Genomic DNA, 11,434 nt, shown 5'->3' with positions numbered 1-11,434 from the left:
CGTGTACCTGGGCGCTGAGCATCTGCTGCTTCAGGTCGCGGTTCTGCGCTTCGTCGATAACCGCATTCATCAGCGCGTCACCCACCTTCAGCCCGCGCCAGTCCTTCAGCACCGATACCCGGCCAATGGTGCCGTCAGGCAGCAGGCGGGCAGTACCGATCGGGTAGTCGCCTTCCTGGGCCAGGAAGTGCGCTGCGGTCGGGTCATCCGAGTCCCACTCCAGCTCTGGTGGCACGTGCTGCTCGGCAATGAACACCGCTTCCCGGATACGGCGAATGTCGGCGTTGTCTTTCTGCCAGTCGGCGAGGCGAACGCTGATCTTATTCATTGGCGAATCCCAGACTTCCCTGTTTGACCAACTGCTGTACCAGCATAAGGCCATCTTCGTCTTGCAGCCAGTCTGCCAGGTTGTCGATGTGCAGGGCGTCGGCCGCGCATACCAGCTTCAGCAGCTCGCGCAATTTGCCCGGCAGTGGGCAGCTGCGGCCGCTGGCGAACAGCAACAGGTCGTCTTCGAATTCCGACCAGGCCAGGCGTGCGCTCGGGTTGCGGATCAGGATGGCGCCTTGTTCAAGGGCGTCGATCAGCTCTTCCTCGCTCAGCTCTTCGCCGACGATCTGCTCCGGGTAGCGCGGCTCGGTCATGAATTGGCCGAACCAGGTCAGCAACAGGTCCTTGTCGCCCATGTGCTTGTCGAGCAGCGCCTTGAGGCGGTCGAGCGCGTCGTGCTGGATCTGGTGCGGGTCGCTGGCTGGCTGGGCGTCAGCGTCGCTGTAGCGCTCTTCGTCGGGCAGGAACTGGCCCAGGAAGTCGGTGAAGTGGGTCAGCACTTCGGCGGCGCTAGGTGCGCGGAAGCCTACCGAGTAGGTCAGGCAGTCGTCCACGGCCACGCCGTAGTGGGCCAGGCGCGGTGGCAGGTAGAGCATGTCGCCGGGTTCCAGGGTCCACTCTTCGCTCTGCTCGAACTCGGCCAGGATACGCAGGTCGGCGTGCTCCAGCAGCGGGCTGTCGCTGCTGCACATCTGGCCGATCTTCCAGTTGCGCTGGCCGTGGCCCTGCAGCAGGAACACGTCGTAGTTGTCGAAGTGCGGGCCGACGCTGCCACCGGGGGCGGCGAAGCTGATCATCACGTCATCAATGCGCCAGCTGGGCAGGAAGCGGAAGTTTTCCAGTAGCTCGGCCACTTCCGGGACGAACTGGTCCACGGCCTGTACCAGCAGGGTCCAGTCCTTTTCCGGCAGCTCGGCGAAGGTGTCTTCGTTGAACGGGCCGCGACGCAGTTCCCATGGGTGGGCGCCGTGCTCCAGCACGATGCGCGACTCGACTTCGTCTTCAAGGGCCAGGCCGGCCAGTTCGTCGGGGTCGATCGGGCTGATGAAGTCCGGGAAGGCCTGGCGCACCAGCAGCGGCTTCTTCTGCCAGTAGTCGCGCATGAATTCGCGGGCCGAGATGCCGCCGAGCAGCTGCAGTGGAGTATCAGGATTCATGTTCAACCTATTGAAAAAACGTAATTTTCGTCCGGGAATAAAAACGCCCGGCCAGGCCGGGCGTTGTACGCGACGGTCAGCTTAGATGCGTTTGGCCTGGGCTGCCGCGTTACCGATGTAGGTAGCGGGGGTCAGCAGCTTGAGCTCGGCCTTGGCGTCGGCTGGCATGTCCAGGCCGTCGATGAAGGTCAGCAGCGCTTCAGGGGTGATGCCCTTGCCACGGGTCAGCTCTTTGAGCTTCTCGTAGGGGTTTTCGATGTTGAAGCGGCGCATCACGGTCTGGATCGGCTCGGCCAACACTTCCCAGCAGGCGTCCAGGTCGGCGGCGATGCGGGCTTCGTTGACTTCCAGCTTGCCGATGCCCTTCAGGCTGGCTTCATAGGCGATGACGCTGTGGGCAAAGCCCACGCCCAGGTTGCGCAGCACGGTGGAGTCGGTCAGGTCACGCTGCCAGCGCGAGATCGGCAGCTTGCTGGCCAGGTGCTGGAACAGCGCGTTGGCGATACCCAGGTTGCCTTCGGAGTTTTCGAAGTCGATCGGGTTGACCTTGTGCGGCATGGTCGACGAGCCGATTTCGCCGGCAACGGTCTTCTGCTTGAAGTAGCCCAGCGAGATGTAGCCCCACACGTCACGGTCGAAGTCGATCAGGATGGTGTTGAAGCGGGCAATGGCGTCGAACAACTCGGCGATGTAGTCGTGCGGCTCGATCTGGGTGGTGTACGGGTTGAACTGCAGGCCCAGCTCGTCTTCGATGAAGGCGCGGGCGTTTTCTTCCCAGTCGATTTGCGAGTAGGCGGACAGGTGGGCGTTGTAGTTGCCCACGGCGCCGTTGATCTTGCCCAGCAGCGGCACGGCGGCAACCTGGGCGATCTGGCGCTCCAGGCGGTACACGACGTTGGCCAGCTCTTTGCCCAGGGTGGTCGGCGAAGCCGGCTGGCCGTGGGTGCGCGACAGCATCGGCACATCGGCGTGGGCGTGGGCCAGGGCGCGGATGGCGTCGGCGATCTGGCGCATCAGCGGCAGCAGCACGTCGTCACGGCCGGCGCGCAGCATCAGGGCGTGGGACAGGTTGTTGATGTCCTCGCTGGTGCAGGCGAAGTGGATGAATTCGCTGACTTTTGCCAGCTCAGGCAGCTTGGCGGCCTGCTCCTTGAGGAGGTATTCGATCGCCTTGACGTCGTGGTTGGTGGTGCGCTCGATTTCCTTCACGCGCTCGGCGTGTTCCAGCTTGAAATCGCTGGCCAGGTTGTCCAGCAGGGCGGTGGCTTCGGCGGAGAACGCCGGCACTTCGCCGATCTGCGGGTGGGCGGCCAGGCGCTGCAGCCAGCGCACTTCGACCAGGGCGCGGAAACGGATCAGGCCGAATTCGCTGAAGATGGGGCGCAAGGCCTGGGTTTTGCCGGCATAACGGCCGTCTACAGGGGAAACCGCAGTGAGCGAAGAAAGCTGCATGGGGTGTTCTCGGACAGTCAGGCTTTTGGAAGGGCGCATATCATACATGAAAAATGCCTGTAGGAGCGGCCTTGCGTCGCGAAAGGGTCGCGCAGCGGCCCCGGCAACCTATGCTGGGGCGGCGATTCTGGGGCTGCTGCGCAGCCCTTTCGCGACGCAAGGCCGCTCCTACAAGTCCGGCGTTTTTCTTCAGGACGGTGTGCGCATCATATCGTACAGTTCGTTCAGCAACTTGCGACGGCTGAACACCAACTGCCAGCGGTGTCCACCCAGCTGGCGCCACAGGCGCGCGGCACGGATGCCGGCCAGCAGCAGGGCGCGAATCTTCGACGCGTTGCTGGCCTGCTGCAGGAAACGCATGTCGCCGTGCACCTGGATGCGCTGGCGCAAGGTGCTAAGCGTGTCCTGGTACAAGGCTCCGCTGGAAGCGATGACGTTTTCGTGAACCAGGCCGAAATGCTCGGCCTGCGACTGGATTTGCGGCAGGCGATTGCCGATGGTGTCAAGCAGGTCGCCACGTTTGTTCAGTTGGCGCTCCAGGCCCAGCATCGACAGGGCGTAGCGCAGTGGCTCGCGCTGCAGGCTGCTGGGGTCACGCTCCAGGGCGCCGACCAGCGCGCGGTAGCCGTCGCGCAGGTTCAGGTCGTCACCGCCGAACACCTCCAGGGTGTCCTTGGGGTCACGTACCAGCAGGCTGCCCAGCATGCAGCCGATATTGGCCTCGCTGGCCTGGCCGGTGCGGGCAATGCGGTCGACCAGCACAGCGGCCTGAAATACGCCGCCCAGGGCAATCAATTGCTCCTGCAGGTTGCTCATGCGCGCGGGCTCCACGGCTCGGCAGCTTCGATTACACCACCGCCCAGGCACACTTCGCCGTCGTAGAACACCACCGACTGGCCTGGGGTGACGGCGCGCTGTGGCTCGTCGAACACGGCGCGGTAGCCGGTTTCGGTCAGTTCGAGGGTGCACTGCTGGTCGCTCTGGCGGTAACGCACCTTGGCGGTGAGCTGGCGCGGGCTGCTGAGGTCGATCGGGTTCACCCAGAAAATCTCCGAAGCCAGCAGGGCGCGGGAGAACAGCCATGGGTGTTCGTTGCCTTGGCCAACCACCAGCACATTGCGGGTCAGGTCCTTGTGCAACACGTACCACGGCTCGTCACCGGCATCCTTCAGGCCGCCAATGCCCAGGCCCTGCCGCTGGCCGATGGTGTGGTACATCAGGCCGTGGTGGCGGCCGATCACTTCACCTTCGGTGGTTTCGATGTCACCCGGCTGAGCTGGCAGGTACTGCTTGAGGAAATCGCTGAAACGACGCTCGCCAATGAAGCAGATGCCGGTGGAGTCCTTTTTCTTGGCGGTGGCCAGGCCGTGTTTTTCGGCGATGGCGCGCACTTCGGGTTTTTCCAGCTCGCCGACCGGGAATAGGGTGCGGGCAATTTCCTTGCCGCCAACGGCGTGCAGGAAGTAGCTCTGGTCCTTGTTCGGGTCCAGGCCCTTGAGCAGTTCGGTGAGGTCGCCAGTGTCGCGGCGGCGCACGTAGTGGCCGGTGGCGATCAGGTCGGCACCCAGCGACAGGGCGTAGTCGAGAAACGCCTTGAACTTGATTTCGCGGTTGCAGAGGATGTCCGGGTTGGGCGTGCGGCCGGCCTTGTATTCTTCAAGGAAGTGCTCGAACACGTTGTCCCAGTATTCGGCGGCGAAGTTGGCGGTGTGCAGCTTGATGCCGATGCGGTCGCACACGGCCTGGGCGTCGGCCAGGTCTTCACGGGCGGTGCAGTATTCGGTGCCGTCGTCTTCTTCCCAGTTCTTCATGAACAGCCCTTCCACCTGGTAGCCCTGCTCGATGAGCAGAAGGGCGGAGACGGAAGAGTCCACGCCGCCGGACATGCCGACGATGACGCGGGTCTTGGCGGGGTCTTTGAGTGCTGGGCTGGTCATGGGTACCGGTGTAGATCAAGGGGGAAAAACGCCGATTCTATCAAACCCGTGGCGCCGCGTCAGTCGCGCAGCAGCTGGAGGCTATGCAGCGGGCCGTTCAAATAGTCGTCGAGGCAGCGCGGCACCAGCTCGCTGCGCCAGCGGGCGGGGTCGGCCAGCAGCTCGTCGCGGGTCAGCCATACGGCGCGGACGATGTCACTGTCCAGGGCGAGGTCTTCGTGGTGGCGCACAGGGCGGGCGGCGAAGCAGATGCGCTGGTAGGTCACGCCGTTGCTGGGGGCGGTGTACAGGTAGATGCCGACAACGCCGGTGAGCTCGACTTCCCAGGCAGTTTCTTCTAGGGTTTCGCGCAGGGCGGCCTGGGGCAGGGTCTCAAAGGGTTCGAGGTGGCCGGCGGGTTGGTTGAAGACGTGCTGGTTGGCTTTGAACTCCTCGACGAAAAGGAACTTGCCTTCGTGTTCGACGATGGTAGCGACGGTGATGTGGGGTTGCCAGGACATGAGTATTTCCTAGGGTTGGCGCGGGTCCTGTAGGAGCGGCCTTGTGTCGCGATGGGCCGCAAAGCGGCCCCGACGATATCCGCTGCGAAGCCGAAAACCTGGGGCCGCTTCGCAGCCCTTTCGCGACACAAGGCCGCTCCTACAGGGAGCCGTGTACGCACTTTAAGAAAGCAAAAACCCCGGTGCGTGGCCGGGGTTTTTGCTGTTACTTCAAGCGAACCTTACAGGGCGGCAATGGCGCTGTTCAGGGTCTGGCTTGGGCGCATCACCTTGGCGGTCAGCTCGGCATCCGGGGCGTAGTAACCACCGATGTCGGCTGGCTTGCCCTGAACGGCATTGAGCTCGGCGACGATGGTCGCTTCGTTCTCGGCCAGGGTTTTTGCCAGCGGTGCGAAGCGTGCCTGCAGGGCAGCGTCGTCAGCCTGAGCGGCCAGGGCTTCAGCCCAGTACAGAGTCAGGTAGAAGTGGCTGCCGCGGTTGTCGATACCACCGACCTTGCGCGACGGCGACTTGTTGGTGTCGAGGAACTTGCCGGTAGCCTGGTCCAGGGTGTTGGCCAGAACCTTGGCGCGCGGGTTGTCGTAGGTGTTGCCCAGGTGCTCCAGGGAAGCGGCCAGGGCCAGGAATTCACCCAGCGAGTCCCAACGCAGGAAGTTCTCTTCAACCAGCTGCTGTACGTGCTTGGGCGCCGAACCGCCGGCGCCGGTTTCGAACAGGCCACCGCCGTTCATCAGCGGCACGATCGACAGCATCTTGGCGCTGGTGCCCAGTTCCATGATCGGGAACAGGTCGGTCAGGTAGTCGCGCAGCACGTTGCCGGTCACCGAGATGGTGTCCTTGCCTTCGCGGATGCGGGCCAGGGAGAACTTGATGGCGTCGACCGGAGCCAGTACGCGGATGTCCAGGCCAGTGGTGTCGTGATCTTTCAGGTACTTCTGTACCTTCTCGATCATCACACCGTCGTGGGCGCGAGCCGGGTCCAGCCAGAACACCGCCGGGGTGTCGCTCAGGCGGGCACGGTTGACGGCCAGCTTGACCCAATCCTGGATCGGAGCGTCTTTGGTCTGGCACATGCGGAAGATGTCACCGGCTTCGACGTTCTGTTCCAGCACGACGTTGCCCTTGCCATCGACCACGCGCACGACGCCGTCGGCCTTGATCTGGAAGGTCTTGTCGTGGGAGCCGTACTCTTCGGCCTTTTGCGCCATCAGGCCAACGTTCGGCACGCTGCCCATGGTGGTCGGGTCGAAGGCGCCGTGTTTCTTGCAGTCTTCGATGGTGGCCTGGTAGATGCCGGCGTAGCAGCGGTCCGGGATCACGGCCTTGGCGTCTTGCAGTTCGCCAGCGGTGTTCCACATCTTGCCCGAGTCACGGATCATGGCTGGCATCGAGGCGTCGACGATAACGTCGCTCGGCACGTGCAGGTTGGTGATGCCTTTGTCGGAGTTGACCATGGCCAGGGCTGGGCGGTCGGCGTACAGGGCCTGGATGTCGGCTTCGATCTCGGCCTGCTTGTCAGCTGGCAGGTCCTTGATGCGGGCGTACAGGTCACCGATACCGTTGTTGGCGTTGAAGCCCACTTCGGCCAGTGCTGCGGCGTGCTTGGCCAGCACGTCGTTGTAGAACTCTTCGACGATGACGCCGAACATGATTGGGTCGGAGACCTTCATCATGGTGGCTTTCAGGTGAACCGACAGCAGCACGCCAGAAGCCTTGGCATCGGCGATCTGCTCGGCGATGAAGGCTTTCAGGGCCTTGCGGCTCATGGTGGCGCAGTCGATGATTTCGGCGGCTTTGACGGCGGTCTTTTCTTTCAGCACGGTGGTGCTGCCATCGTTGCCGACCAGCTCGATGCGCAGGCTGTCGTCACCTTCGATCAGTGCGGCCTTCTCGCTGCCGTAGAAATCGCCTTGGGTCATGTGGGCAACGTGCGACTTGGAGTCGGCGGCCCAAGCGCCCATCTTGTGCGGGTGCTTGCGGGCGTAGTTCTTGACCGACAGCGGCGCGCGGCGGTCGGAGTTGCCTTCGCGCAGCACCGGGTTCACGGCGGAACCCTTGATGCGGTCGTAGCGGGCGCGGGACTCTTTCTCGTCCGCGGTGGCCGGCTCGTCGGCGTAGTCAGGGATGTTGAAGCCCTTGCCTTGCAGTTCCTTGATCGCGGCTTTGAGCTGCGGTACCGAGGCGCTGATGTTCGGCAGCTTGATGATGTTGGCTTCAGGGGTGGTAGCCAGCTGGCCCAGTTCCGCCAGGTGATCGCCTACTCGCTTCTCTGCGCCCAGTTGCTCCGGGAAGGCGGCAAGGATACGGCCAGCCAGGGAGATGTCGCGAGTTTCGACGGCGATGTCAGCGCAAGCTGTGAAAGCTTCGACGATCGGCAGCAGCGAGTAGGTGGCGAGGGCGGGGGCTTCGTCGGTGAAGGTATAGATGATCTTGGAACGGGTGGGCATGCGGGTTAACTCTCTGTGTGCTGAGCGTGCTCGAGTCTCGTGGTGCGCAGGGTAGGCGCATCGCCCTGGCAGCGCCATGAGCGGAAAGTCGAGAGGCTGCGAGCGGTGATGGTGGATGCATCAGTCGAGCGTCAAGTGCTGGGCTGCGGTAACAACCCAGGCTTAGTGGCCATTCATGGCCTAGGGCGGTCCGCATTTTCCTGGGATTCGCCCCGATGACCCTTCGGTCGCGGCGGAGTATACCAAACCATTCGGGCTAATCAGCAAGGCCAAGTGATATCGGCCCATTTATAAGACCAAAGACTAAGCGGCAATGTGGCGGGTTGTCGCATGCCTTGCAGGTCGGCAGATGTGGTTTAGGCTCATTGCATCGCATGATGTCCAAACCACACCCGACAGCGGAGTAGTGCAAGCATGGGATACCAGAAAATCAAGGTTCCGACCGACGGCGCCAAGATCACCGTCAATGCAGACCATTCGCTCAACGTGCCTGACAATCCGATCATTCCGTACATCGAGGGCGACGGGATCGGCATCGATGTCTCGCCCGTGATGATCAAGGTGGTCGACGCCGCCGTGCAGAAGGCCTATGGCGGCAAGCGCAAGATTGCCTGGATGGAGGTGTACGCCGGCGAAAAAGCCACCCAGGTATACGACCAGGACACCTGGCTGCCGCAGGAAACCCTCGATGCCGTGCGAGATTACGTGGTGTCGATCAAGGGCCCGCTTACCACCCCGGTCGGTGGCGGCATCCGCTCGCTCAACGTGGCGCTGCGCCAGCAGCTCGACCTGTACGTGTGCCTGCGCCCGGTGCTGTGGTTCCAGGGTGTGCCGAGCCCGGTGAAAAAGCCGGGCGACGTCGACATGGTGATCTTCCGCGAGAACTCCGAGGACATTTACGCGGGCATCGAGTGGAAGGCCGGCTCGCCCGAGGCGAACAAGGTGATCAAGTTCCTTAAAGAGGAAATGGGCGTCACCAAGATCCGTTTCGACCAGGACTGCGGCATCGGCGTCAAGCCGGTATCCCGCGAGGGCACCAAGCGCCTGGTGCGCAAGGCCCTGCAATACGTGGTGGACAATGACCGCGAGTCGCTGACCCTGGTGCACAAGGGCAACATCATGAAGTTCACCGAAGGGGCCTTCAAGGACTGGGGCTACGAGGTGGCGCGGGACGAGTTCGGCGCCGAACTGCTCGATGGCGGCCCGTGGATGAAGTTCAAGAACCCCAAGAGTGGCCGCGAGGTCATCGTCAAGGACGCCATTGCCGACGCCATGCTGCAGCAGATTTTGCTGCGCCCGGCCGAGTACGACGTGATTGCCACGCTCAACCTCAACGGTGACTACCTGTCCGACGCCCTGGCGGCGGAGGTGGGCGGTATCGGCATTGCGCCGGGCGCCAACCTGTCCGACACCGTGGCCATGTTCGAGGCCACCCACGGCACCGCGCCCAAGTATGCCGGGCAGGACAAGGTCAACCCGGGCTCGGTGATACTCTCGGCAGAAATGATGCTGCGCCACATGGGCTGGACCGAGGCCGCCGACCTGATCATCAAGGGCACCAACGGCGCGATTGCGGCCAAGACCGTGACCTACGATTTCGAGCGGCTGATGGAGGGGGCCCGGCTGGTGAGCAGCTCAGGTTTTGGCGATGAAATGATCAAGCACATGTAAGGCAATACAAAACCGGCCGCTTCCTGTAAAGAAGCGGCCGGTTTTTTCGTATACCGGCAGTAAAGCAGGGTTCACGCATTAGCGGTCGTGGGCGAGTTCGGTACTCCCGTTGAAGCGCTGACGTTGATGCCCTTGATTTCAACCGCATGCAGGCCTTTCGGGCCCTGGATGATGTTGAACGTCACAGCTTGTCCGGCTTTCAGCGTCTTGTAACCGTCCATCTGGATCGCCGAATAGTGTGCGAACAGATCTTCGGTTCCGCCGTCCTCATTGATGAATCCATAGCCCTTGGCATTGTTGAACCACTTGACTTTACCGCTTGCCATCCCTATGTCCCTCTGCAAAGGACTCCATCACTGGAGTATCATCCACGTCATCCGCATACGAACCTTGCGAAAAATCTGGTTGACTGCGCGGATCTTTATCGACCACGGTGGGTTCTTATTGGTTGTAACACCGTTTTGCCGATAGTCAAGGTCACGCGGCGCCTGCGCTGGCGGTGGCCTGTGCGGTCAACCCACAACCTTAACCTGACGCTCATGATGAAATTCTTTCCATGCATGCACCTAGTGAGATTCGACTAACATTCAATCAGGATCGCCCGCAATCGAATGAGGACGACGGCTCGGGTCTTGCAGTTCAGGAAGCCAAGCCGATCCTGCAGGCGCCACCGATGTACAAGGTGGTTTTGTTCAACGATGACTACACGCCAATGGATTTCGTCGTCGAAGTGCTCGAGACGTTCTTCAGTCTGAACCGCGAGCTGGCGACCAAGATCATGCTGACCGTCCATACAGAAGGGCGGGCAGTGTGCGGATTGTTTACCCGTGACATCGCCGAAACAAAGGCTATGCAGGTCAACCAATACGCCAGGGAAAGCCAGCATCCGCTACTCTGTGAAATCGAGAAGGACGGTTAATCGCCGACCACTTGGGTATGAGGTGAAGCTATGTTAAACCGCGAGCTCGAAGTCACCCTCAATCTGGCCTTCAAGGAGGCCCGTTCGAAGCGTCATGAGTTCATGACTGTCGAACATCTGCTGCTGGCACTCCTTGACAATGAGGCTGCTGCGACCGTTCTGCGCGCCTGTGGCGCCAATCTCGACAAACTCAAGCATGACCTGCAAGAGTTCATCGACTCCACAACGCCGCTGATTCCTGTCAACGACGAAGACCGGGAAACCCAGCCGACCCTGGGCTTCCAGCGTGTGCTGCAGCGTGCCGTGTTCCACGTGCAAAGCTCCGGCAAGCGCGAAGTGACTGGCGCCAATGTGCTGGTGGCGATCTTCAGCGAACAGGAAAGCCAGGCCGTGTTTCTGCTCAAGCAGCAGAGCGTGGCCCGTATCGACGTGGTCAACTACATCGCCCATGGTATCTCCAAGGTGCCAGGGCATGGTTCGCAGTCTGAAAGCGACCAGGAAATGCAGGACGAAGAGGGCGGTGAAACCTCCTCTTCGAGCAACCCACTGGACGCCTATGCCAGCAACCTGAACGAGCTGGCGCGTGCCGGCCGCATCGACCCACTGGTCGGCCGCGAGCAGGAAGTGGAGCGGGTGGCGCAAATCCTTGCCCGTCGGCGCAAGAACAACCCGCTGCTGGTGGGTGAGGCAGGCGTGGGCAAGACGGCCATCGCCGAAGGCCTGGCCAAGCGCATCGTCGACGGCCAGGTGCCCGACCTGCTGGCGCAGAGCGTGGTGTATTCCCTCGACCTGGGCGCGCTGCTGGCCGGTACCAAATACCGTGGCGACTTCGAGAAGCGTTTCAAGGCGCTGCTCGGTGAGCTGCGCAAGCGCCCGCAGGCCATCCTGTTCATCGACGAAATCCACACCATCATCGGTGCCGGTGCAGCGTCGGGTGGGGTGATGGATGCCTCCAACCTGCTCAAGCCGCTGCTGTCGTCGGGTGAAATCCGTTGTATCGGCTCGACCACCTTCCAGGAGT

Annotated in this window: 11 protein-coding genes; 3 read left to right on the top strand and 8 right to left on the bottom strand. The window is 62.2% G+C overall.

The features are described from left to right. From APH35_RS27405 to APH35_RS27375, 7 genes are all read right to left on the bottom strand, one after another. Positions 1 to 328, bottom strand: a 328-nt coding sequence (locus tag APH35_RS27405; RefSeq protein WP_060493189.1) for a GNAT family N-acetyltransferase, incomplete at its 3' end; no start/stop codon positions are given. Continuing rightward, positions 321 to 1,487: a ribosomal protein uL16 3-hydroxylase gene (locus APH35_RS27400; RefSeq protein WP_012273224.1), complete on the bottom strand. Its 1,167-nt coding sequence runs from the start codon at positions 1,485 to 1,487 to the stop codon at positions 321 to 323. The genes APH35_RS27400 and APH35_RS27405, both read right to left, overlap by 8 nt. A gap of 81 nt (positions 1,488 to 1,568) precedes the next feature. Continuing rightward, a complete protein-coding gene (purB, locus tag APH35_RS27395; protein ID WP_041166755.1) occupies positions 1,569 to 2,939 on the bottom strand; it encodes an adenylosuccinate lyase in 1,371 nt (456 codons plus the stop codon). A 189-nt stretch (positions 2,940 to 3,128) separates the two neighbouring features. Beyond that, a complete protein-coding gene (gene hflD / locus APH35_RS27390; protein WP_012273222.1) occupies positions 3,129 to 3,755 on the bottom strand; it encodes a high frequency lysogenization protein HflD in 627 nt (208 codons plus the stop codon). After that, positions 3,752 to 4,876 (bottom strand): tRNA 2-thiouridine(34) synthase MnmA, encoded by a 1,125-nt coding sequence (gene mnmA, locus APH35_RS27385; protein WP_012273221.1) that lies wholly within the window; start codon positions 4,874 to 4,876, stop codon positions 3,752 to 3,754. The genes hflD and mnmA overlap by 4 nt, the downstream gene beginning before the upstream one ends. Positions 4,877 to 4,935: 59 nt before the next feature. After that, positions 4,936 to 5,376 carry an NUDIX hydrolase gene (locus APH35_RS27380; RefSeq protein ID WP_060515806.1) on the bottom strand — a complete coding sequence of 147 codons (441 nt, stop codon included), beginning with the start codon at positions 5,374 to 5,376 and terminating at the stop codon, positions 4,936 to 4,938. A 221-nt stretch (positions 5,377 to 5,597) separates the two neighbouring features. Beyond that, complete coding sequence (locus APH35_RS27375) at positions 5,598 to 7,823, bottom strand: NADP-dependent isocitrate dehydrogenase (protein WP_012273219.1); 2,226 nt, start codon at positions 7,821 to 7,823, stop codon at positions 5,598 to 5,600. Positions 7,824 to 8,237: 414 nt separating this feature from the next. On the opposite strand from APH35_RS27375, the gene icd reads away from it, so the two are divergent. Continuing rightward, positions 8,238 to 9,494: an NADP-dependent isocitrate dehydrogenase gene (icd, locus tag APH35_RS27370; protein WP_060493187.1), complete on the top strand. Its 1,257-nt coding sequence runs from the start codon at positions 8,238 to 8,240 to the stop codon at positions 9,492 to 9,494. A 71-nt stretch (positions 9,495 to 9,565) separates the two neighbouring features. Here the strand turns inward: icd and cspD are convergent, their stop codons facing one another. Then, the gene (gene cspD, locus APH35_RS27365; RefSeq protein ID WP_012273217.1) at positions 9,566 to 9,820 is read right to left on the bottom strand and encodes a cold shock domain-containing protein CspD; all 255 of its coding nucleotides are present in this window, start codon (positions 9,818 to 9,820) and stop codon (positions 9,566 to 9,568) included. Between the two features lie 230 nt (positions 9,821 to 10,050). Between cspD and clpS the strand changes: the two genes are divergently transcribed. Both clpS and APH35_RS27355 read left to right on the top strand, forming a co-directional pair. Then, positions 10,051 to 10,413 (top strand): ATP-dependent Clp protease adapter ClpS, encoded by a 363-nt coding sequence (gene clpS / locus APH35_RS27360; RefSeq protein WP_003251220.1) that lies wholly within the window; start codon positions 10,051 to 10,053, stop codon positions 10,411 to 10,413. A gap of 30 nt (positions 10,414 to 10,443) precedes the next feature. Continuing rightward, a partial coding sequence (locus tag APH35_RS27355; RefSeq protein WP_156341245.1) for a Clp protease N-terminal domain-containing protein occupies positions 10,444 to 11,434 on the top strand: 991 nt, incomplete at its 3' end.

Origin of the sequence: Pseudomonas sp. NBRC 111132, assembly GCF_001320565.1 — a bacterium.
GTDB lineage: Bacteria > Pseudomonadota > Gammaproteobacteria > Pseudomonadales > Pseudomonadaceae > Aquipseudomonas > Aquipseudomonas putida_P.
Note: the sequence above shows the minus strand (reverse complement) of the source record. Positions and strands in the feature narration are given on the sequence as shown.

Coding starts and splice junctions, on each gene's coding strand:
- APH35_RS27400 (WP_012273224.1), bottom strand. CDS start 1,487: ATGAATCCTGATACTCCACTGCAGCTGCTCGGCGGCATCTCGGCCCGC.
- purB (WP_041166755.1), bottom strand. CDS start 2,939: ATGCAGCTTTCTTCGCTCACTGCGGTTTCCCCTGTAGACGGCCGTTAT.
- hflD (WP_012273222.1), bottom strand. CDS start 3,755: ATGAGCAACCTGCAGGAGCAATTGATTGCCCTGGGCGGCGTATTTCAG.
- mnmA (WP_012273221.1), bottom strand. CDS start 4,876: ATGACCAGCCCAGCACTCAAAGACCCCGCCAAGACCCGCGTCATCGTC.
- APH35_RS27380 (WP_060515806.1), bottom strand. CDS start 5,376: ATGTCCTGGCAACCCCACATCACCGTCGCTACCATCGTCGAACACGAA.
- APH35_RS27375 (WP_012273219.1), bottom strand. CDS start 7,823: ATGCCCACCCGTTCCAAGATCATCTATACCTTCACCGACGAAGCCCCC.
- icd (WP_060493187.1), top strand. CDS start 8,238: ATGGGATACCAGAAAATCAAGGTTCCGACCGACGGCGCCAAGATCACC.
- cspD (WP_012273217.1), bottom strand. CDS start 9,820: ATGGCAAGCGGTAAAGTCAAGTGGTTCAACAATGCCAAGGGCTATGGA.
- clpS (WP_003251220.1), top strand. CDS start 10,051: ATGCATGCACCTAGTGAGATTCGACTAACATTCAATCAGGATCGCCCG.